Annotated in this window: 19 protein-coding genes; 8 read left to right on the plus strand and 11 right to left on the minus strand. The window is 46.7% G+C overall.

Features of this window, described 5'->3' with window-relative positions; translation table 11 throughout:
- Positions 1-273: 273 nt before the first annotated feature.
- Entirely contained in the window at positions 274-1,599 is a 1,326-nt protein-coding gene (locus tag QUA77_RS25500) for an ATP-binding protein (protein WP_333453294.1), read from the minus strand.
- A gap of 239 nt (positions 1,600-1,838) precedes the next feature.
- Positions 1,839-2,213, minus strand: coding sequence for a response regulator (locus tag QUA77_RS25505; protein WP_190736601.1), 375 nt, complete (start codon positions 2,211-2,213; stop codon positions 1,839-1,841).
- A 383-nt stretch (positions 2,214-2,596) separates the two neighbouring features.
- Here QUA77_RS25505 and QUA77_RS25510 point away from each other — a divergent pair, with 383 nt between their 5' ends.
- The 3 genes from QUA77_RS25510 to QUA77_RS25520 all read left to right on the plus strand — a co-directional run bounded on the left by QUA77_RS25510 (position 2,597) and on the right by QUA77_RS25520 (position 5,140).
- Entirely contained in the window at positions 2,597-3,013 is a 417-nt protein-coding gene (locus tag QUA77_RS25510) for a VOC family protein (RefSeq protein WP_333453296.1), read from the plus strand.
- A 79-nt stretch (positions 3,014-3,092) separates the two neighbouring features.
- Positions 3,093-4,292, plus strand: coding sequence for an FAD-dependent monooxygenase (locus QUA77_RS25515; protein WP_333453297.1), 1,200 nt, complete (start codon positions 3,093-3,095; stop codon positions 4,290-4,292).
- Positions 4,293-4,324: 32 nt separating this feature from the next.
- The gene (locus tag QUA77_RS25520; RefSeq protein ID WP_333453299.1) at positions 4,325-5,140 is read left to right on the plus strand and encodes an alpha/beta hydrolase; all 816 of its coding nucleotides are present in this window, start codon (positions 4,325-4,327) and stop codon (positions 5,138-5,140) included.
- A 24-nt stretch (positions 5,141-5,164) separates the two neighbouring features.
- Here the strand turns inward: QUA77_RS25520 and QUA77_RS25525 are convergent, their stop codons facing one another.
- From QUA77_RS25525 to QUA77_RS25535, 3 genes are read right to left on the minus strand one after another with little or no spacing between them, the layout of a single operon-like run.
- A complete protein-coding gene (locus QUA77_RS25525; RefSeq protein ID WP_333453301.1) occupies positions 5,165-5,707 on the minus strand; it encodes a hypothetical protein in 543 nt (180 codons plus the stop codon).
- Positions 5,704-6,201, minus strand: a complete 498-nt coding sequence (locus tag QUA77_RS25530) for a DUF4365 domain-containing protein (protein WP_333453303.1) — start codon at positions 6,199-6,201, stop codon at positions 5,704-5,706. Before QUA77_RS25530 ends, QUA77_RS25525 begins: the two co-directional genes overlap by 4 nt.
- Positions 6,202-6,256: 55 nt before the next feature.
- Positions 6,257-7,000, minus strand: a complete 744-nt coding sequence (locus QUA77_RS25535; RefSeq protein ID WP_333453305.1) for a DUF4145 domain-containing protein — start codon at positions 6,998-7,000, stop codon at positions 6,257-6,259.
- Positions 7,001-7,261: 261 nt separating this feature from the next.
- On the opposite strand from QUA77_RS25535, the gene QUA77_RS25540 reads away from it, so the two are divergent.
- Positions 7,262-8,461, plus strand: a complete 1,200-nt coding sequence (locus tag QUA77_RS25540) for an ISAzo13 family transposase (RefSeq protein ID WP_333043194.1) — start codon at positions 7,262-7,264, stop codon at positions 8,459-8,461.
- Positions 8,462-8,549: 88 nt separating this feature from the next.
- On the opposite strand, the gene QUA77_RS25545 is transcribed toward QUA77_RS25540, so the two are convergent.
- Complete coding sequence (locus QUA77_RS25545) at positions 8,550-8,714, minus strand: DUF1016 N-terminal domain-containing protein (RefSeq protein WP_333035763.1); 165 nt, start codon at positions 8,712-8,714, stop codon at positions 8,550-8,552.
- An 800-nt stretch (positions 8,715-9,514) separates the two neighbouring features.
- Here QUA77_RS25545 and QUA77_RS25550 point away from each other — a divergent pair.
- Together QUA77_RS25550 and QUA77_RS25555 are read left to right on the plus strand one after the other, a co-directional pair.
- Positions 9,515-12,280, plus strand: a complete 2,766-nt coding sequence (locus QUA77_RS25550) for a DUF3536 domain-containing protein (protein WP_333035765.1) — start codon at positions 9,515-9,517, stop codon at positions 12,278-12,280.
- Between the two features lie 277 nt (positions 12,281-12,557).
- Positions 12,558-12,791, plus strand: a complete 234-nt coding sequence (locus QUA77_RS25555) for a ferredoxin-thioredoxin reductase variable chain (protein ID WP_006635793.1) — start codon at positions 12,558-12,560, stop codon at positions 12,789-12,791.
- 291 nt (positions 12,792-13,082) lie between these two features.
- Here QUA77_RS25555 and QUA77_RS25560 read toward each other — a convergent pair whose 3' ends face one another.
- The 4 genes from QUA77_RS25560 to QUA77_RS25575 all read right to left on the minus strand — a co-directional run bounded on the left by QUA77_RS25560 (position 13,083) and on the right by QUA77_RS25575 (position 16,411).
- Entirely contained in the window at positions 13,083-13,316 is a 234-nt protein-coding gene (locus QUA77_RS25560; RefSeq protein ID WP_333035767.1) for a hypothetical protein, read from the minus strand.
- Positions 13,317-13,457: 141 nt separating this feature from the next.
- Positions 13,458-14,252: a YdcF family protein gene (locus QUA77_RS25565; protein ID WP_333453307.1), complete on the minus strand. Its 795-nt coding sequence runs from the start codon at positions 14,250-14,252 to the stop codon at positions 13,458-13,460.
- Positions 14,253-14,433: 181 nt separating this feature from the next.
- The gene (locus tag QUA77_RS25570; protein ID WP_333453309.1) at positions 14,434-14,760 is read right to left on the minus strand and encodes a hypothetical protein; all 327 of its coding nucleotides are present in this window, start codon (positions 14,758-14,760) and stop codon (positions 14,434-14,436) included.
- An 85-nt stretch (positions 14,761-14,845) separates the two neighbouring features.
- Entirely contained in the window at positions 14,846-16,411 is a 1,566-nt protein-coding gene (locus tag QUA77_RS25575) for an AAA family ATPase (RefSeq protein ID WP_333453311.1), read from the minus strand.
- 138 nt (positions 16,412-16,549) lie between these two features.
- Here QUA77_RS25575 and QUA77_RS25580 point away from each other — a divergent pair, with 138 nt between their 5' ends.
- Entirely contained in the window at positions 16,550-17,566 is a 1,017-nt protein-coding gene (locus QUA77_RS25580; RefSeq protein ID WP_333453313.1) for an adenosine kinase, read from the plus strand.
- A 411-nt stretch (positions 17,567-17,977) separates the two neighbouring features.
- Entirely contained in the window at positions 17,978-18,412 is a 435-nt protein-coding gene (locus tag QUA77_RS25585; RefSeq protein WP_333453315.1) for a hypothetical protein, read from the plus strand.
- Positions 18,413-18,529: 117 nt separating this feature from the next.
- On the opposite strand, the gene QUA77_RS25590 is transcribed toward QUA77_RS25585, so the two are convergent.
- On the minus strand, positions 18,530-21,203 hold a 2,674-nt coding region (locus QUA77_RS25590), incomplete at its 5' end, for a S8 family serine peptidase (RefSeq protein ID WP_333453317.1).

The raw sequence follows: 21,203 nt of genomic DNA on the forward strand, positions 1-21,203 counted from the left end.
TCAGATTTCACTCACTTTTTCACTTCTCTGTTTTATTGCGATCGTATCCCTCTTTAAAAACTGTCCGAAGTATTGGTATTAGAGACTACTAAATAATTATAAAAAATGCAAATGTCCTGACAAAGAATTAGCACAACATTTTTCTTTAAATAAAAAGATAATTAAATCTAGATTGTCTGATTTGGCAGAGTCGGGTTTTCCTATCCATTTGACTAATACTGCTGTGAGTCAGGTGGAAGAAGTGACACGGAACTAGACAATGGGATCAACTACTTATGATTCTAAGGGTAGAGAAAGGGTGAATACAGCTCCTTGACCGGGTTTACTATTGGCTGTAATACTGCCTCCATGCGCTTCAATAATGCGTCTGGCAATCGCTAGACCCAGACCAACCCCATTCTTACTAGAGCGGCTCGTGGTGTAAAACTGTTCAAAAATGCGAGGTAAATCGGTTTCAGGAATGCCGCTTCCCTGATCTCGAATTGAAATCAGAGCCTGTTGCTTGTTGCCAGAGGCAGCAATGAAAATACGAGCATTGGGGGTAGAATACTTAATCGCATTGTCTAAGAGATTCAAAAAAGCCTGTAATAAGCGTTCCGAATCGCCCATAATCCGAAGGTCAGCAACATCAACTTCTACAGTCACGTTTTTAGCCTGCATACGAACTTCCATTGCTCTAATCGCACGGCTGATGACACTTTCTAAGGCAATGGCTTGGATTTCTAATAGCGTGACACCTGCTTCTAAGCGTCCTAAATCAAGCAAATCGTGAATTAAGCCCGAAAGCCGCTTCGTCTCCTCTTTAATGGTTTGAAAGAAGCGATCGCGCAACTCCAACTCATCCACAGCGCCACGCTCCAGCGCATCAATGGTGACCTGAACGTTACTCACAGGCGTCCGCAGTTCATGGGAAACATTCGCTAGGAAGGCTCTGCGTTCGTTGTCCAATGATTTCAACCGTTCACTCATACGATTCAGTTCTGTTGCGAGTTGGTCTAGTTCATTGCTTTGACGAATCACGAGTTTGTCATCAAACTGGCCTCTACCCACGCGAATCGCAAAGTTTCGCATCACCTCAATGGGTTTAGAGAGACTCCGGGCTAATCGATCGCTGACCAAGGTACAGAGAATAATGGTAATGCCAAGGGCGGCTAAAATTGTCCAGATCACCCTTACAAACTGTTTCTGAAACTGTTCTAAAGTAATCGAGATGCGTAATATCCCCAACATCTGACCGTTGCGAGTCATCGGTTTGACAATATAGAGGCGATCGTCCCTTGATAAAACCCCTTTAGTAACGCCCTGCACCGAATGACCGTGTAGTGCTTCTGAAACGCCAGATATCAGCAGCCAATTGGTGATTTGTCGATCTGTTTGAGGGTCAGAGGTGGCTAGCAGCGAACCTCGGGCATCAAAGACACGGAGTGTGATATTGGCGGGTGCCCCATAGCGCCGGACAATGATCTGCACCCGTTGCATATCTTTTTCTTCGAGGGCATCTGCAACGCTCTCGCTCAGTGCTGTTGCCCAGTTTTCTAAATCTGTCTGACGAGACTGCATGAAAAAGGCATAAAACGTCCATAGGATGTAACCAGACATAAGCGAGGTTCCTAAGACGATCAGGATCAGGTAGGTAGCTAAGAGCTTCGTGTGGATTGAATTCCACCGAAGAGATGCTAACCATCTGCTCGTGAAGGAGTCTTGGGCAAAAAATTTCATCGGCTCAAACATGGCTGGGATAAATGGTGTATCCGTTGCAAGCGATCCTAACCTAGCGCCATTGGTCACGGATTGAGCCAACCGACCTATCAAACCCTTGAAGGATGCCTTAACCGCTTTTAAGCAGATTCCGCATGATGGCGGCGCAACAAAGCTTTAATCCGTGCGAGCAATTCCTGCGTATTGAAGGGTTTGGTCACATAATCATCTGCCCCTGCCTCTAAGCCCAACACTTTATCCATATCTTGGTCTTTAGCCGTTAGCATCAGTATAGGCACATTAGAAAAAGCCCGGATACGCCAACACACTTCCATCCCATCAACTTCTGGCATCATCAGATCGAGCAGAATGATATCGGGTACTTGCTTGTGGAATTGTTTGATCGCGCTGTGTCCATCTGGTGCTGTAGTGACCTCATAGCCTTCCTTTCTCAGTGAGTAAGCAAGGCTTTCACAGAGTGGGGCTTCGTCGTCTACCAACAAAAGATGGGGCATTAGTATAAATAGTTACATTTGACATTCAGAATCTCAAAGACAGGATTTACCGACATCTACCTTGAGAGGTAAATCGTTTTGCTCCCGCTCAGGTTTTGCTGCTTGCTTACAAATACTAGGCAGCAAAACGATGGACAGTTACGAGCGGTTATACCAATTTAATGTGAAGTTGCACATATCTCGATCCCCTCGCATCTCCCTGATAGTAGGGGGACGAAAGATCGGACTCTTGTCCCCCCCCGGACGCGGGGGGCGCCAGGGTGCTCGGATTCTACGGGGCCTCATAAAAAATTGGTATAAGTGGCGATCGTCTCATTAAATTTATGAGATTGGAAGTGGCAATTATTGATGTTAAGCCTAATATGAATGGAGCAACATAACCCATGAGTGATATCGGTCTCACACACATCGCACTGCCCGTTTCTGATGTCGATCGCAGTATTGAATTCTACTCCAAGTATGCTGGAATGCAGGTCGTTCACCGCCGCATTGATGCAGAAACTGGTGTTGCTGTGGTCTGGCTTTCTGACCGCACTCGCCCTTTTGTAATTGTGCTAATTCAAACAGACTCCGTACATCCCGTTCTGTCTCCCTTTGCACACCTGGGAGTAGGCTGTAAAAGCCGCGAATATATGGACGAACTCTGCGACAAAGCACGTCAAGAAGGCGTACTGCTTGAAGAACCAAAAGATTCTGGATATCCGATCGGCTACTGGGCTTTTTTGCGAGACCCGGACGGTCACACGCTGGAACTATCATACGGGCAAGAAATCGGATTTACAGTGGAGAAAGCTACTTGATGAAGAGCTGCGGCAGTGCTTTATCTCTTAGGATGGAAATTAAGCGGGGAAATACATTAAAAAGCAATGGGGAAGGGCAATGACGCAAGTTGTAATTGTGGGATCGGGGCCAACAGGTGCGGCACTTGCCTTACTGCTGGTCAAACGAGGTATTGCCGTAACCTTGGTTGAAGCTGCAAAAGATTCCTACCGAGTGTTTCGCGGTGAAGCGTTAATGCCCAGCGGATGGGATGCGATCGCACAAATGGGCTTATCCACTATGCTAGAAGGCGTTCCACACCGACAAATTGATGCCTGGGAGTTCGTTGTGGGCGATCGGCAACTATTTCGAGTTGATGAGCCAATGGGGTCAAATCGACCTTGTACGCTGGTATCGCAACCGCCTTTGCTAGAAACACTAATTTCAGAAGCTCAGTTGCATCCAGAGTTTGAATTTATCTCTGGTGTTCCCGTAAAAGATTTACTGTACAGCGAGGATCGCATTGCGGGTGTAAAGCTAGGAGATGGGCGAGAAATTCCTGCTGCACTTGTGATTGGTACAGATGGTAGAAACTCGGTTGTACGACAACGTGCAGAATTAGAGTTGGTAAAACAGCAGAATAGTATAGATGTTCTGTGGTTTAAACTTGCCGCTCATCCTCGGTTTGTGGCGGATAATGTATTTTATTCGATCCTGAATAGCGGTAGCGGATTTAGTGTGTTTCATGGGGCAGAATCAGGAAAACTTCATCTGGCTTGGGTGCTATCGGCAGATGACAAAACGGATCGGAAACACACCGACTGGGCAGAAACTTTCGCATCGCTATCTCCTGTGTGGATGGCAGAACATTTCCGCAACTGTGCCGATACGATCGAATCTCCGATGCGATTATCTGTTGTGGTTGGTCGCTGTCCGCGCTGGCATAGACCAGGAATCATACTTTTGGGGGATGCTGCACATCCCATGTCTCCGGTTCGCGCTCAAGGAATTAACATGGCTTTGCGCGATGTAATTGTTGCCGCCAATCACCTTGTACCTTTATTGAAAGCATGGGCTAATTGCGAGGATATTGACTTAGCATTATCGCGGATTCAGGCAGAACGCGAACCGGAAATTATTCGCGCTCAACAACTTCAAGCACAAGAAGCCTGGAAAGGTGAACAACTGCGAAAAAATGGATTATTGCGTTTATTGATGATGCAAACGGCTCCGTTTTTGGGTGAAAAAATTAAACAATTTTGGGTAAAAGGACAGTATGAATTGCGCCAAGGAGTAACAGAGGTAAAATTGGTTGTGTGAAAAGAGGAAATTCACAATTAGGAGAAAATTGTATGCGATCGACAACTCTCAAAGGACCGATCGGCACTATTCACATCATCGAAGCCAGCCCCCCTGGCACTGCTGGGGAGTCGGAACCGCTGCCGGTGGTATTCGTGCACGGTATGGCGGTGTCCGCGAACATCTGGGAGGCGCAGCTTGCCCGTGTCGCCCGTACCCGACGCGCGATCGCCCTTGATATGCGGGGACACGGCGATTCTGCACGGCCGGAGGACGGCAACTATGCGCCCGCCTCCTGTGCAGCGGATGTTTTGGCGGTACTGGATGGGCTGGGACTCGATCGAGTGGCGATCGTCGGGCACAGTTTCGGTGCTTGTATTGCCCTCGCCACAGCAGCCAGCGCACCGCACCGCATCGCGCAGTTGATCCTGGCAGACCCACCTGGAGACTTTACCAAGGTGCCTGCAGATGTGTACGAGGAACGCATCGTTCCCTACCAGAGGGCTCTGGAGACGGAAGATTGGGCGGCTGCTGTGGAAAACAGCTTCAATGAGGCGCTGACAGGAAGCAGGGCCGATACGCGCGATCGGATTCTCACTTGCTTGGCGGCGACTCCACAGGATTGTCTGTGTGGAATGTCTCGCGGGATGTTTGCCTTTGACGCAGTTGATGCTCTCGATCGCTACCTAGCAGCCCCTGGAACACGGGCCCACGCCATTATTGCTCCCTCAAACACTTTTCCCTTCAGCCTCCACGTCCTCCGTCCCACACTGACGACAAGTACGCTACCCGATACTGGACACTGGCTGATGCTGGATGCGCCAGAGGCCTTTGCTAGGGAACTTAATATCTGTTTGGAAGGTGTTTAATATAGATGAAAAAATCTGTTAGCTTTACCACAATTCATCAAGGGTGAAGTTGTGGGGGTTTTTGAGGATGAAGGCGTTGTTGTCTTTGATTAAGTCACCGCTACAGAGAATCGGTAAGCGTTCTTGATAAGCTTTAATCGCCAGGATATAATCTTTGTCGGCGAGGGAGGTTTGAATTTTCCGCAATTTGTCAGCTACAAGGCCGAGGAGAGTAATTTCGCCACTTAATTTTTGGCTATGTGGGGTGTGAATTTCCATAACAATTCCCTGAATTATCGTGTTGGGAATGCTGGTAAGCAGTTCGCTTAAAATTTCAACTTGAGGGCGATTTTCTGCGTTTTCTAGGGTTTGGATTGCCTCCCGGATGCGGGCTGCATAATCTCCCAGGTTTTCCCGGTTAGGTAGCAATATTTCAAATTCTTCTGCATCGGCTGTTGGTTTGTGCCAAAGTGTGGCATTATCTAAGAAAGGTTGGTCTTCATGCCAGCCGTGAGTTTGTAAGTAATTTCTCAGTTGATTTAGCTCGATTGTTTCGAGAGTTTGGCTATCTTTTACGGTGACTTTCATGGTTGAACTCCTTGGCTAATTCCCTCCATAATTGACTGAAGGGCGGCGACTGTAAATTGGTTGGTTCTGGGGATGGCGACGGTGACAGCGTTTGTGTTTTGTGTTTGTGGCTTTCCCCGCAGCGAGATCCAATATCCGCAGTTTCTGATGCAGAGTTCTGTTTCCGACTGGGTTAACCAGTCTTCGGGTGTTTCGGGGATTAAAACGACAACTAAAATTCGGGGAATGGCGAAGTTATCCATTCTTAAGTCGTCGTAGTTTTTGAGCTTGAGGGGGTAGCGGATAAAGTGATCGTCTTGGATATCTCTTGATGTAGATTTTAACTGCAATTCTAAGCGAGGTGCTCTGATGGGGCCTGTCCCGCCTTTGGCAGCTACTCCCCAATCCACGCTATCATCGTCTACGAAAGGTTTGTAGAGGGAATAGCCGGCAACGGTGGTGATAGCTTGCAGGTAGATGTTGCTGAATTGTTCTTTTTGTTGGTTGATGTCCACTTTTTACGTAGCGATTATTCTTGTTAATCTATTTGGTAGGACATTATAGATAAATTCATATCATGTGGGTTGCCAAAAAATTATTAATTCCTTGAATCATCAGATACACCTGGCTACGATTAAACTCATCAAAATTTCCGTGAGCTGCACTATTCCGAATATCAGCCCAGGCTCTAAGCTGCTTAGCTGTTAGTTCATTAAATAAGTTATTTTTTTTCAAGACATCAATCAAAGGGGTGAGTGTTAGGGGTTTACCGTTGTTATTATTGACTGTTGGTATGGACGGACTCTGCTTATCACAGAGAGTTCGTAGAGATTTCTCTAAAACAGCTCCCGCTAATACGGCTGCTGGTACATGGTCATATTGACCAGACTGACCCTCTGCTAACAACTGTTCTGCTTGACTCATATAATCTGCTGCTATTGCAGCTTCTATCTCAAGTCCCAAATCTCCTAAATAACCTTTTTGAAAGTCATCTTTCAATCCTTTTAAATGAGAAATGCGGGTATTCAAGTGATCTGGAGGATAGGACAAACTTACTGTTTCCTCCAATAATTTTCGATGAACACTCCTTGGAGGAATGATTTGATCTAGTAACGATAAATAGTTTAAATGCCACACCTCTAGTTTTTGTCGATCTTCAATTTCTTGTTGAGTTAAAGGTCTAGTTACTCCACCCGGGACGCTGAAGTAACCATTGGAAATATATTTAATAACTTTATAAATCCTTTCTCCTTCTTGTATAAGTTCATCAAACCGAGCGAGATATTTGTTGAAAACGCTAGGCGGTAGTGTCATTACAATGATGCCTCAAAAAAAAATCCGTATCTTTAACACGAAGCTCGCCCGAGAGAACCTTGTGGAGTAGGGTATCGCGAATGGCTCCAAGTGTGCGCGATTTTCGATAAAAGTTATCTCGACTTCGCACTCTCCAATTTTATCATTCCTCCTCAATTTCCACATCCACCGCTTCTAAGAGAGTCCCACAGAATGAATGATCCTATAATAACAGAAAGATAACTTCAGTGTGCAGCCTATCTTATGTCTCTAAAATCTATCATGAAACTGACTGAGTACGCCAAATCTCTTTACATCAAAACAGCGAAAAAACTCAAAGGGACTGACAGACGACAATTCATGGCATTCGTAGTCAAAGGTTTGGGAATAGGTGGACAAACCTTGGCAGAACGGGAGTTGGGATGGAATAGACGCACCATCCGTAAAGGGATGCAAGAGTTGAAAAGTGGTCAGCCAATTATTGATGGGTTCCACCGTAGTGGGCGGCAACGGGTTGAAACAAAATTACCCAACTTCTTGAAGGATATTAAATCGTTAGTAGACCCACAAAGTCAAGTTGACCCTAGCTTTAAAAGTACACGATTATATACACGAATCACCGCCAGTGAAGTCCGTCGTCAACTAATAGAACAATTTGGTTATAGTGATGAAGAACTACCTTCAATAGAAACAATTCGACGAAGATTGAATGATTTGGGTTATAGCTTAAAACGAGTTCTTAAAACTAAACCCATCAAGAAAATCCCCGAAACTGAAGCCATTTTTAAACAGGTAAAACAAATTAATACAGAAGCTGACCATGACCCTAATACTCTCCGAATCTCCATTGATGCTAAGGCGGCAGTCAAAGTTGGAGAATTTGATCGAGGTGGTAAAACTCGGATGCCAACTCTTGCACTCGATCACGATTTTGCGACTGAATCAACTGTGATTCCCTATGGCATTTTTCTGCCTGAGTACAACGAGTTATTTTTATTCTTCGTTACTTCTAAACTAACGGCTGATTGTATAGTTGACTTACTTGAAAATTGGTGGCAAACGGTTAAACACCGTTTTAGTCACATTCAAAAATTGGTCATCAATCAGGATAATGGACCAGAAAATAATTCTCGTCGCACTCAGTTTATGAAAAGGATTCTGGATTTCGCTACATCATCTCAACTGACGTTACAACTGGCTTATTATCCGCCATATCATAGTAAGTATAACCCGATAGAACGTTGTTTTGGTTGGTTGGAAAATCATTGGAATGGTAGTTTACTGGATAATGTTGAGACTGTAGTAAATTTCGCCAAAACTCTCACATTTAAGGATAAAAATCCAGTAGTGACATTGGTAGAAACAATTTACTCCACAGGAGTTACACTCAACAAGTTAGCTATGGCAGAAATTGAAACCCAGATTAATCGCCTCCCCAATCTTCAAAAATGGTTCGTGGAAATTTTCGCTAAACCCACATAGCTGTTGGATCATTTTTTTTGTGGAGGTCTCTAAGTCAGCTTCCAACTGCTCAATCGTCGGCAAACATCCTTTTAGGAAAAGCTGTTTCTCAGTCAACAGCTAAATGGTCTATAACTTTTGCTCCCCATCCTCGCTGCTGTTGCCTGTTTAAAATATTCCGTTCAATTAGCCAGTAAAGCAACACTAATTCGCGATTAACAGAAAGTACGGCCCGCACTTGATATTGCACAATACCTTCCTTAAGTTCTCGCAAAAAATCATGATAATCTTCAGCAATTGACGAACTATCCGCCAGAACCCACCCTCTGCCGATTTTCCCGAATCATCGCCTCTAACTTGGCACTCTAGGCAAATTGCCTCTCCAACTTCGCCGTCAAATGCAGCATCTTCTCGTCCAAACCCTCCTCCTCCTCCTCCTCCGCCTCCGCCCTCATATACCTCTCAGGAGTTAAAACATAACACTTACCGTTTTGCTTTTTTGTTGCCTTTTGACTCCGCACAAGTGTTACAACTCTTCTGGAAAGTACATTTGCAGCAAATCTCTCCCGCCCTAACCCAACCGGCCTAACTTCTCCAGGACTTAGGTAAAAAGCACCTAAAGTATGATGCGAAACTCAGGCAAAACTCTTATTCTATAAATCGATCGGGCATTAAACCGATATCCACAACCGCCAAGATTTATTGCCAAAAATTAAATCTTTCCGGCGAAAACTTGCTATTTACTGAATAAGACTTTAAAATCCAGCTATGTAAATCAAACTCTCAATGAGCAGCCCTGCAAGCACAAACCCGAAAGGGGTCGCAAGTGCGAAAAAGCAGCAAAAGCTACCTTTTTTAAGTCTTTCAACAGCAAAGCATTGGCAGAAAAACCCAGGGATCGACGGTTGGCATCTTGGAACGAATGCTTTGCTCGCAATACTACAAATGTATCAAAACTTGTCAGCCAAATTTAGTCCTAACAGATGCCTAGCTGTAACTCTTGCTGCGTAAGGTTTCAGTTTCTAATTAGGCTGGTTTTATTGTCTTTAACTACTTGAGTGAGGATTTGCTCGCATGGTTTCGATTTCTACAACTCAATCCGATCGGCTACCTTTGTCTTCGCCAACCGTAACGGCTGCAACCCAAAGCACCGTGGCCGCAGCCACTGGGGTCTGCGTGACGGTTCACGGTCACTTTTACCAGCCACCCCGGGAAAACCCTTATCTGGACGCGATCGAACGCCAAGCCAGCGCCTCTCCCGCCCACGACTGGAACGAACGCATTGACATCGAGTGCTACCGTCCGAACGCCTTTGCCCGCATACTCAACGATCGCGGCGAAGTCACGGGGATCGTCAACAACTACGAGTATATGAGCTTCAACATCGGGCCGACCCTGATGAGCTGGCTCGAACGCTACGACACGGAAGTCTACCAGCGGATTCTGGAAGCCGATCGCAAAAGCTGTCAGCGCCTCAACGGTCACGGCAACGCGATCGCCCAAGTATACAATCACATCATCATGCCGCTGGCTAACGAGCGAGACAAATACACCCAAATTCGGTGGGGGATCGCAGATTTTCGCTCCCGGTTCAATCGCGATCCCGAAGGAATGTGGCTCGCCGAAACCGCCGTAGACTACGCCACCCTCGAAGTTTTAGTCGCTGAAGGCATCCGCTTCATTGTTTTAGCCCCCTCCCAAGCCGAACGCTGCCGCCCGCTAATCGGGCAAAACCACGAAGGGGAACCAGGGCAAAATTCCGAATGGCACGAAGTCGGCGGGGGTCAAATCGATCCGACTCGCCCGTACCGCTGCTATTTGAAGCCGGAAATGCGGTTGATGGCTGACCAACTCTCGCCGCTGAGCACTCACTATTTTGGCCGCCAGCACTCCCAAAATTCTGCTGCCCCACCTGCCAACACTCCCTACATTGATATCTTTTTCTACGACGGCCCGATCTCGCGGGATATGGGCTTCAATGACGTTCTCAGCAGCAGCCACCACTTGGCCGGGCGGTTGGGTCAAGCAGTACGGGGAGACCACCGACCGGCTCAATTAATCTGCGTGGCGACGGACGGCGAAACTTTCGGCCACCACAAAAACGGTACCGAAAAATGCCTCGCCTACGCCTTCACAGAAGAGTTTCCCCGTCGAGGCTGGACGGTGACGAATTTTGCTCATTATATAAGTCAAAATCCGAGCGCTTGGGAAGTGGAACTCAAACCGGTGACGGCCTGGAGTTGCTCTCACGGGGTCGATCGCTGGCAAGATGATTGCGGTTGCGGTGGCGGCGGCGAGTGGAACCAAAAATGGCGCCGCCCTCTGCGGGATACTCTCAATTGGCTGCGCGATCGGCTGATTCCGATTTACGAAGAAGCAGGGCGCAAGCTGTTGTGCGATCCCTGGAAAGCCAGAGATGAATATATTGAGGTTATCCGCGATCGATCGCCCGCTAACGTTGACAGTTTCCTCGAACGCCATCAAGTGCGCCCCCTCGATGCCTCCGAACAGGTGGACGCCCTGCGACTGCTGGAAATGCAGCGCCACACCCTGTTAATGTTCACTAGCTGCGGCTGGTTTTTTGAAGAAATCTCGCGCCCAGAAGGCGTGCAAATTCTGCGCTACGCGGCCCGGGCGCTGGAATTGGCGGGCGAAGTTACCGGCGTGCAGCTAGAAAAGGATTTTGTTGCTCAACTAGCCCTCGTACCCAGCAACGTTGACTATTTCACAACAGGGGCAGAAGTTTACCGCAAACTCGTGGTGACAGCCCAAATTAGTCTCCGACAAGTGGCCGCCCACTACGCGATCAGTTCTCTATTTGCCAAATATCCCCGCGAACAGCGAGTTTACTGCTATCAGGCCCAGCAGCAAGATTTCCAAATTCAGCGCATGGGCTCGATGACTCTGGCTGTGGGTCAATTGCAGTTAACCTCGGAAATTACCCGGGAAACAGAGGTTTTTGTGTTTGCTGCGTTGCACCTCGGCGGCTGGGACTTCCACTGCTGCATTCAGCCTTTTGGCAGCCGCCGGTCTTACACTATGCTCAAAGAGCGGTTGTTTGGAGTTATGCAAGAAGCTTCGGCGTCCCACGCGATTCTGGAAATGGTGCGGCTGTTTGGGGATCAGTCCTTTAGCTTGCGGGATTTATTCGCTGAGGAACGCCACCGGATCGTGCAGTTGCTGAGTCAGGAAAATTTGACTCGCTTGGATCAGCTTTACACTCAGGTTTACCGGGAAAATTACGGGGTGATGATGGCGTTCCACCGCGACGAGTTGCAGGTGCCGGTAGAGTTGCAGGTGGCTGCTGAGGTGGCTTTGGGACACCGCTGTTTGACGGCGGCCAAGGCCCTGGAAGTGGAAACGGAGGATGTGGAACCGCTGCTGGCCGAAATTGAGGCGATCGCCACTGAAAGCGGCCATCTCCGCTGTCGGTTGAACGTTCCCGAAGTCAAGGAAATTTTGGAAAAGATGGTTTGGCGATCGCTTGACGCGCTGCTGCAACCAGGATCGGGCGCGGAGGCTCGCTCGCCTGTCAACTTAGAAGCTGATATCCGCACGATCGAGCGTTTGATTGCGGTGGGCGATCGGCTGAGTCTGGGTTTGTGTCTGGATCGATCGCAGGAACTGTATTTCAATTCTCTGTACACTCAAATTGTGCCTCTGTGTTTGGGCTGGCTGCAACTGCAAGATGCCTCGGCGGGCGACAGTGTGGTCGCTGCCGTTGCCTTGGGGATTGCAGGTTCCGGCGTGGGCTGGGACTTGTCTTCGATCCGGCAGTTGCTGGAGTTGGGTCAAACCTTGGCCGTTGATGTTGAGTGTTGGTTAAATCAGTTAAATTGATTGTTTTTCGATTAAACCAAATCAATTCTCGCCCTTGAAAATCCGCCCGATCGAGCTTTAAAGCTCGATCGGGCCTGCGGGTTCTACCGAGAATGGATCAACATTTCGGCTGACGTGGATCGCGGCTGGGGATCGAAGCAGCGACAGGGAACCGCCAACTTTGTTTAAGTTTTCGCTCTACTTGTGGGAAGATAAGAAGACTGTCGGCAAAGCCTACAAGTGTTAAGCACCCGTAGGCTTTGCAGAGTTTTGAAGAGAGAACACTAAATATAAGTCTATGAAAGTTGGCGATCGCGTTTGCATTAAAAACTCTGTTGTTGTCTACCACCACCCTGAAAATCGCAGTCAACCATTTGATATTAAGGGTATGGAAGGAGAAGTCGTGGCGATCGTTCACGAATGGCACGGCAGACCTGTCAGTGCTAATTGGCCGATTCTAGTACAATTTGACAAAAAATTTCGAGCTCACCTGAAAGAGGATGAGGTCGAATTGATATCTTCGGAAGTCTAGCTGTCTCAAAAGTTGAAGCCGGAGCCCAAAGACAATATCAAATCCGGTCAGTCGATTTTAGATTTTAGATTTTAGATTTTAGATTTACTCCACAGATGAATCTGGAAGCTTGAACTAGAGTCTAAAATTTTGCGCTGATCACGACTCCTGCTGGAAAGCAGGTATCCGTTTTTGGGCGGGAGTCAAATAGCTGTTGTACAGTTTGTAGTGAGGACTTCAGTTTTTTATGTCGCTTTTAGTCGATCGGCGGGGCTAAACTCCTTACTACCAACCGTCTTTTTTATTTAATCATTAATTTTTCGACCGTCTGCGGCTGAACCAACCTAAAATATTCCAATCTCCCTGCATTTTCTGCAATTCCTGCTGATGCTGCTTGGCTGTAGCGTAATACCACTGGCAGTGAAGTTCTAGTTCTTGACGGTACTTAATTTCATCGTAAAACTCGCGGACAATTTGGTGTCTCTGAAAAATTTCGGCCGCGGGAGTCGGTTCTGGGGCAATGTTTTGCAACTCGTGGGGCAGCATGATTGTTTGGGGGCGACGGTGGCTAATATTGGCTTTAATGACTTTAAGCTAGCACACTGAATCAATTTTGGATTTGGGAAGTGACTTCACGGTTGAGACTACTTAAATTCTTCCATCCAAAATCCCCAATCTAAAATTCTGTTAAAGCCATCCCCGCAGCCGATAAACAATTAAGCCGATGTATTCTTTCAAAGCTTTAGTTGACTGGTTTAACTGATAGGTATCCGGCAATAAATCCAAGGCGACTGCTTGCCAATTGTTTTGGGATGCTGCGATATCCTGCTGCGTTATCTGGAAGTCTGTTGGTGCTGGAATGGTTGCTATGCCTTGCCGCTTGAAAATTAAGAGCGATCGAGTCATGTGCATCGCCGATGTCACTAGCAAAATCGGCCCTTTTATGCCTTTAGCATCTAAAATTTTCCGCACGTTGACGGCATTTTGATAAGTGTTGTGTGAATCGGGGTCTTGCAGAATTGCTGATGCCGGTACACCCATAGTTTGGGCAATTTCTGCCATGTCTGCCGATTCGGGAGTCCCGCCGCCTTTCCAATCTACTCTACCGCCGCTGAGAATGAGCAGCGGAGCTTTGCCTTGCCGGTAAAGTCGGGAACCGTAGATTATTCGATCTCCCGCTTCCGCTAATTCTACCCAAGGACGGGGAGGTAAAGCTGCTTTGACACCGCCGCCCAAGACGATAATCGCTTCAGCTTGGGGGAGTTCGGCGGTTGGTAAGTTTTGCCATTCGAGCGATCGAACTAACGATTTTGAAACCCAACCGCTACTTCCGAGGAGTAAAATAATTAGAGCCGCAGCAATTGGCGCTGCAGCCCATTTGGGACGCTTCCAAAGTGTGATTAAAGCCGCCATCATTAACAGGCAACTCAACCCCAAAGGATAAATAAACAGCGGCAGGAGTTTCGATAGAAATACAAACATTAAGCAAATAATTCAAATTGCTTGTTAGCGGTAATGGCTAATTGGAAATGAACGATCGTTAGTCGCTAATCTGTAATTAGTAATTTAAGTGGCGGGAAAGGTTAATTTTTAGTATAGAGTTGTGAATTATGAACTCTTTAACTTAAAGCTTACAACTCAATACTCAAAACTATTTTCGGTGCTAGCGACGATCCTCTGGTCCAGATAACCAGCCAAAAAATGTAGCAGCATCACCCCTAGAGGTTTTGCTATATTTATGGGCGTCCCTTTGCACTACTTCTTTATTGACGATAGCATCCGAGGTTTTGTCCTTGGAATTCATATTCGGGTTGAGTAGTAATTCGTTGTGCCACCAAGCGACAATTAAACCTGTTGCCACGCCACCGATGACACCCAAGCCGAGACTCAGGGGCAGCGTACATCCTACTAAGCGAAACCCAACGGTAAACAACACAAACCATATCAGCGCGGGGCTAAACCCCTTGGAGTCTCCGGTAAATTTTGGCATGAGCTGTAAGTTTTGTTTTTAATAATACAGAAAGATATTACAATATTAGCAGACAATCAAATTGCCAAGGGCGATCGCTCTGCAACTACTCCCCACAAATCACGTTTAATTGTACCTCTAACTCTTGCGCGGTATCTACAATCGTTACAGAAATTTGCTCTAATTCTGTAAAAGGTTCAAAAGCTGCTTGCTGCGAACTCAATAGTTCGGGTGTCGCGTCGGCAATATCGCCCCTGCGCTGTTGCAGTCGTTCTCGCAATACTTCAATTGGTGCGGTGCAGTAAATGATTTGCAGGGGCAACCCGTGGGATTGAGCCTGATTAATTGCATCGGTTCTCGATTTTTGGCGATCGAACTTTGCATCTAAAATTACATTCCAACCTCGGTCAGCCAGCACTATCCCCAACTCTAACAATCTACCATAAGTCTGTGCGGTCATTTCATCAGAATACAAATCTTGCCCGCCGCGTTCATTTAAAGGAATTTCGCCTAAATGTTTGCGAACCGCATCCGAGCGAATGTGAATTGCCCCAGTCTGGCGAGCCAAATATCGAGCTGCTGTACTCTTGCCAGAACCCGACAAACCCGACATCAAAGTTAACTTTCCCCGGTGTGGTTTTGTGTATTGCCAAGCCAGTTTATAGTAATGAGCTGCTGTCTGTGAAATCTCTGCTTTTTGGGCAGTTGAAATAGCGGCATCGTCCAACATTAACGAAGTTACTTTCGCTCTAACATAAGCTTGACGGCTCAAATACAAAGGCAATAGTTGCAGTCCTTCCCAATCCCCTGTTTGTTCGGTGTAAGTATTGAGAAAAGCATTGCCTAAGTCTCTGCGCCCCCGCGATTCCAAATCCATTACTGTAAAAGCCACATCGTACATGACATCAACAAAGCGGAAAGGCTCGTTAAATTCAATGCAGTCGAACAGTAATATTTTATCTTGCCATAATGCTATATTCCGCAAGTGCAAATCTCCGTGGCACTCGCGAATTTTATTGTCGGCAATCCGCAGATTAAATAACTCTTGGTTTTCCGCAAAAAACGCATCAGTATAATTTTTTGTTTCCTCATATTGTGTCTGAGTCTGCGGCCCGCCGATATATTTTTGGGAAATCAGGTAATTGTTTTCTATTGCTGTACGAATCTGACTGACTTCGCCAAATGTGCGAATGTAGCTGTTACTAATTGCCGTGCTGTGAAACTTGGCAACTTCCCGCCCTAAGTCTGCCATAATTTGCTCTGTTAACAGTCCCCGCTCCAACAAACTAAGCAACAGCGAATCTTGAGGAAACTCCTGCATTCTCAGTGCGTATTCTACAGCAACTTCAGCCGGATTTATAGCAGGTAAGTTGCTGCCAAATCGAAAGGAATTCCCAATTTGAATAATGGGCAAAACTTCTAGATAAATTTCCGGTGCAGTGCGTCGGTTCAGCAGCAATTCTTCGTTGCAGAAATGCTGCCGTTTCTCCAAGGTTGAATAGTCTAAAAAGCCAAAATTGACTTGTTTCTTGATTTTGTAAGTATAATCTCCTGTCAGCAAAACAAAGGAAGCGTGAGTCTGAATTAGCTGCACTGGTTCTGTCACCCCGTGCGGGTAAAACCCGGGCTGCAACATTTGCTGAATCAGAGGTGGGACACAAGTATCAGTCATATCGATTTTAGATTTTGGATTTTGGATTAGATCGATTTGGGCTTGAATATTTAGATAAAGATAACTTAAAGAAAATAGATGTTGAGTTAAAGTCGATTTATTATAAAGTTGATAATTAGTGTAAACCAAAAATTACTGATGACAGAAAACAATCAAGATTCCCGTTCCGTGGATGTGTTTGGCGTAGGCAATGCCCTGGTAGACATCCTAGCATTGGTGGAAGATGAGTTTGTAGTCGGCCACGGGCTGAATCGCGGCGGGATGACGCTGATGAATTCGGAAACGCAGGGGGGGATTTTGCACGATTTAGAGCACAATTCGCTGCAAATGCGATCGGGAGGTTCGGCGGCAAATACGATGATTGGTTTGGCTCAAAGCGGTGGTAAAGCGTATTATTCGGGGAAGGTTGCTAAGGATACTAACGGGGAATTTTATCGGCAAGATTTGCTGGCGGCGGGGATTGATTTTAACGTGCATCCTGCTGCTGAGTCGAAGGAGCCCACGGGTACTTGTGTTGTGCTGACTACGCCGGATGCGGAACGCACGATGTGTACTAATTTGGGTGTTTCTACTACTCTGGCGGCGACTGATATTGATGTCGATCGCCTGAGTCACTGCAAGTACAGTTATGTTGAGGGTTATCTTTGGGATGCTCCCGATCCGAGAAAGGCTAGCATTGAGACGATGGAACAGTCTAAGCGTCTAGGTGTGAAGGTGGCTTTTACTTTTTCGGATGGCTTTTTAGTCGATCGCTTTGCTGATGATTTTCACAAGGTGGTTTCGGAATATTGCGATGTAATTTTTTGTAATGCTGATGAAGTTCGGAGCTTTTTTAAGGAAGAATCTTTGGAAGAGTGCGCTCGGAAAATGAGCGAGATTTCGGATTTGGCTTTTATCACTAATGGGGATAAAGGCTGCATGGTAGTGGAGAACAAACAGATTGTTGATGTCGCTGGATTTCCGGTAAAGGCGATCGATACTGTGGGTGCTGGGGATGCTTTTGCGGGCGGTGTTTTGTTTGGAATTACTAATGGTTTGAGCTCTACACAAGCGGCTCGTTGGGGCAATTATTTGGCTTCTAGGGTGGTGCAGATTCACGGGCCGCGGCTTGAGGGTTCTCAGGCTCATCTGTTGAGTGAGGTGATTTCTGGCTAGGAATTGAAATGGGCGATCGCTCTTTTTGTCGTAAGGGCGATCGCTCTTTTTTGCACTGCAGATGAAGGCGGATGAACGCAGATGGCAGAAGGGTGATGGTGTTAAAATCAGTGAAAGCTTAATTAACCGCGCTTGAAATGCTAACAATTACATCGTTCACGGAGATAGTAAATAGGGCTTGAATTACCAATCAATTGCTCTTGTGATTGCCAATAACTTATTCAGCCAGACCTATTTTAGCTGTTTTTTTTTGCACCTGACAACCTTTTGTGGGTCAGACAATCCATAGAGTGTTTACTTTTCCAACTTATTAAACAAGCCCTAAGTAGGTGTAAGGTGTACCGTGCGCTTTCTACAGATAGAGTTAGCACGTAATTCCTAAACCTTATTTCATCAGATAGGGAGGTTCAGATGACCCAAATAAATCCCGATCGCACTACTGGAACAATTGCGATCGACGTTAGCGCTCAATCAAACGGGCAGTATGTTTGTCAGATTTCATCGTCTCTAAGCGATCGCCCTGATGATACCATGAATTTTTACGGACAAACGAAAGAACACGCGATCGCGATCGCTCTAGAACATTTAGCCGAAGAGTATCGCGAGAAAGCAGAAGAGTCTCAGAATATAAATTCGCTCGCCGTGGAAATTTCAGATTCTGAAGAACCAATTAATAAATATTATCATGTAATTGTACACTACGAAGAAATTGCGGAAGCAGAATCTAAGTTTGAGGCTGTACACAATACAATGATGGGAAATACGATAGTTGAGAATGCCAGAATTGCAGCCATTGAGATTTCTCCAGATATTGAAATCCAGCCGTTAGAGCGATCGGGATATTGAGCGATCGGGACTTACGCGCAGAGACTATATGTAGGGTGCGTAGTGCGAACCTTACCCCTACGCATCAACGATCGAAACGTGAGTTTGAGGCAATCGACTAGAAGCGATCGCATAATTTCAAATACCCATTAATCCAGGTTTCGGAGGCAAATACGGACCGAATATCCCACCTACTACACCTATTGTTTGTGGTATCTCTCTGCTGTCTCCTTCCAAAAGAGTTTTGCCCTTCACATTTAATTTAGACGAACCAGAACCATCTAGCATCATTACTTTATTAGCTCCAAAATTTTTGAGAGTATCACCAGCATTATTTTGAGTGGATTTGTCAGAAGTAAACAGTAAAACACTCTCATTAATCCCATCAGAACCATGAAGATCCCCAACACCGATGAATGTTCTTCCCTGTTCCGTATTCCGTGATGCTCCATACTCTATAGGATCGTAGCTGACCAGAATATTTTTGGCTGAAGATGAATCGAATAAATTCCGATCGTAGTCCTGGATAGTTGCCAGATTGCCGAACAATTCTAACATTAGTAAACTGTCTGCATCTTCTTGAGTTTTAGCGCCAGTGCTTACTACTTTCCCCTCAATTTTTAGAGAGTGAATAACTTGAGCGCTTGTATCTCCGAAGAAGCCCCCGAACCCGAAATTGTTCAGTTTACTCAAAAATCCCTGATCGAAGTATTGACCATTTGTGACAGAGAAAGGCCGAGGATTTTTTCCTGAAAAACCCGACCAAGCTTCATCAATAGTTTGAGTCATAAACTCAGGACTATTGCCCTCCTCAGTAATTTCTCCATGAAGGAAGTTGACGGAGGCTCCTTTGCTTAGATCTACAACTTGTACGTAGTCAGAGTCTCTGCGATAAAAATCAACACCTATTGCACTAGGCAAAGTCTCGAAGCCATCGGGAATAGTTCGCGGTTTTTCAGGTATTGTACCGCCTGGGGTGTTGCCACCGTTGTTACTTCCTCCGGGGTTAGTGTTACCAGGATTGGACGGTTTAGCAGGCTCTTGGTAAGCAGTTGCCTTGTTGCCATTCCAGTAAATGTGACCGCCTTCAAAGTATTGAATCTTGTTGCCGTTGCCCCGATCGATCTCCCCGCTCTTGGGAACTCCCAACCTACCATCCAATCCGCCTGTTTTCAAGTATTCTTGGCGGATACTGCCGTAAATCGGAAAAGTTCCTTTGGAACTGCTGACAATCGAACCGCGCTCAAATAGTTGATAGCTGACATTACCTGAATAGTTGGTGACATCAGAAGTGGGTTTGCCGATCGCACTTTGATACTTGTCGTAAACCGGATAGAATTTGCCAGCAATATTGTGACCGTTGATAGAGGTTGAATTAGGTGACTGTTGCTCTGGCTTTTCGATCGAATTGTCACCGCCATCAGATGCCGCTACTTCTACAGGAACCTCTATTTTTTGACCTTCAGAAATTACGTTGGGATTGGAAATGTTGTTGTGTTTGGCAATGAATTTGTAGTAATCGGGAGCAGCGCTGCCCATTGTTTCTCTGGCAATTTCGCTGAGACTATCTCCGGCTTGAATCGTGTAAGGTTGCCACTCATAAGATTTGCCGTTAAATCGCTCTGCAGTAGCTCGTTCCATTGGCTTCACGAGCCCTTCGTAACCCCAAGTTTCAGGTGTTGCGAATTCTGCACGAGTGCTTTGTTGCGGTGCAGTTTCCTTCGCTAACTGCACTGCTTTATCTAAATTCAACAATCCAAAACCTGTTTTCCGATCCCAACCCGGTAAATTGACATCGATCGCACTTTGTTTGAGAATATCAATTACTTGGCGATCGCTCAACTCTGGATTGCTTTCCCACACAACAGACGCCATCCCAGTCGCTTTCGCTGCTGCAAAAGAAGTTCCCGTAAGCGCATCTAGATCGTTCTCCCCCTCGGCAACTACAGCATCCAAACCATAGCCGTAACTGGAATAGGACGATCGGCGCACTCCGTCAAACGCCCCAACTGTAATAATATTGTCAAACTCTTGAGAAGCTTGACCCAAAACCGACATCACACCACCGTCGTTGCCAGCAGCAACCACCAGCAGCACTCCATTCTGACGAGCATATTCTAAAGCCGCCCGTTCTCTGGGCGTCAACTCGTAGCGCGTCGTCACGTTGCCCTCGCCGTTAACTTGAGTTAAGTCTAGGCTGAGGTTGACAATAGAATTCTGCTGCCCTTGTGCCTTGGCTTCATGCACAAAATCTGTCAGCGACAAGTCCCACTGCCCGGAACCGCTGGCGCGTCCCAGCCAAACAGGAGCGCGATCGTTAATACCGTCAATGCCAATATTATTACCTGCGCGAGCGCCAATCAAACTCCAAACAGCCGTGCCGTGTTCGTTTTCTGCATCAGACGACACTAAAGGGTTGTTGTCATTGTCAATGCGATCGCGCCCCAGTGTCACTTTAGAGTAGTCAAGATCCGGATTGTTCGCAGCAAACCCACTATCGATAATCCCAATCAAAGGCAGGCTGGGCTTCTCTGGTGGCACAGGCGGTTCCGGCTCAGCGGGCGGTTGAGTTTCAGCCGGTACCTGGGTATCATCAACAGGCGGTGTTGGCTCTACAGGAGGTGTTGGCTCTACAGGAGGTGTTGGGGCTACAGGCGGTGTTGGCTCTACAGGTGGCGTTGGGGCTACAGGTGGCGGTGGAGCCACAGGCGGTTTTGCCTCCGCAGGTGGCGTTGGGGCTACAGGTGGCGGTGGAGCCACAGGCGGTTTTGGCTCCGCAGGTGGCGTTGGCTCCGCAGGTGGGGGTGAGGCT

Source organism: Microcoleus sp. K5-D4 (assembly GCF_036704575.1).
Lineage (GTDB): Bacteria > Cyanobacteriota > Cyanobacteriia > Cyanobacteriales > Microcoleaceae > Microcoleus.

Coding starts and splice junctions, on each gene's coding strand:
- QUA77_RS25565 (WP_333453307.1), bottom strand. CDS start 14,252: ATGTTTGTATTTCTATCGAAACTCCTGCCGCTGTTTATTTATCCTTTG.
- QUA77_RS25505 (WP_190736601.1), bottom strand. CDS start 2,213: ATGCCCCATCTTTTGTTGGTAGACGACGAAGCCCCACTCTGTGAAAGC.
- QUA77_RS25585 (WP_333453315.1), top strand. CDS start 17,978: ATGACCCAAATAAATCCCGATCGCACTACTGGAACAATTGCGATCGAC.
- QUA77_RS25510 (WP_333453296.1), top strand. CDS start 2,597: ATGAGTGATATCGGTCTCACACACATCGCACTGCCCGTTTCTGATGTC.
- QUA77_RS25515 (WP_333453297.1), top strand. CDS start 3,093: ATGACGCAAGTTGTAATTGTGGGATCGGGGCCAACAGGTGCGGCACTT.
- QUA77_RS25525 (WP_333453301.1), bottom strand. CDS start 5,707: ATGAAAGTCACCGTAAAAGATAGCCAAACTCTCGAAACAATCGAGCTA.
- QUA77_RS25560 (WP_333035767.1), bottom strand. CDS start 13,316: ATGCTGCCCCACGAGTTGCAAAACATTGCCCCAGAACCGACTCCCGCG.
- QUA77_RS25570 (WP_333453309.1), bottom strand. CDS start 14,760: ATGCCAAAATTTACCGGAGACTCCAAGGGGTTTAGCCCCGCGCTGATA.
- QUA77_RS25540 (WP_333043194.1), top strand. CDS start 7,262: ATGAAACTGACTGAGTACGCCAAATCTCTTTACATCAAAACAGCGAAA.
- QUA77_RS25535 (WP_333453305.1), bottom strand. CDS start 7,000: ATGACACTACCGCCTAGCGTTTTCAACAAATATCTCGCTCGGTTTGAT.
- QUA77_RS25550 (WP_333035765.1), top strand. CDS start 9,515: ATGGTTTCGATTTCTACAACTCAATCCGATCGGCTACCTTTGTCTTCG.
- QUA77_RS25500 (WP_333453294.1), bottom strand. CDS start 1,599: ATGTCTGGTTACATCCTATGGACGTTTTATGCCTTTTTCATGCAGTCT.
- QUA77_RS25555 (WP_006635793.1), top strand. CDS start 12,558: ATGAAAGTTGGCGATCGCGTTTGCATTAAAAACTCTGTTGTTGTCTAC.
- QUA77_RS25520 (WP_333453299.1), top strand. CDS start 4,325: ATGCGATCGACAACTCTCAAAGGACCGATCGGCACTATTCACATCATC.
- QUA77_RS25575 (WP_333453311.1), bottom strand. CDS start 16,411: ATGACTGATACTTGTGTCCCACCTCTGATTCAGCAAATGTTGCAGCCC.
- QUA77_RS25580 (WP_333453313.1), top strand. CDS start 16,550: ATGACAGAAAACAATCAAGATTCCCGTTCCGTGGATGTGTTTGGCGTA.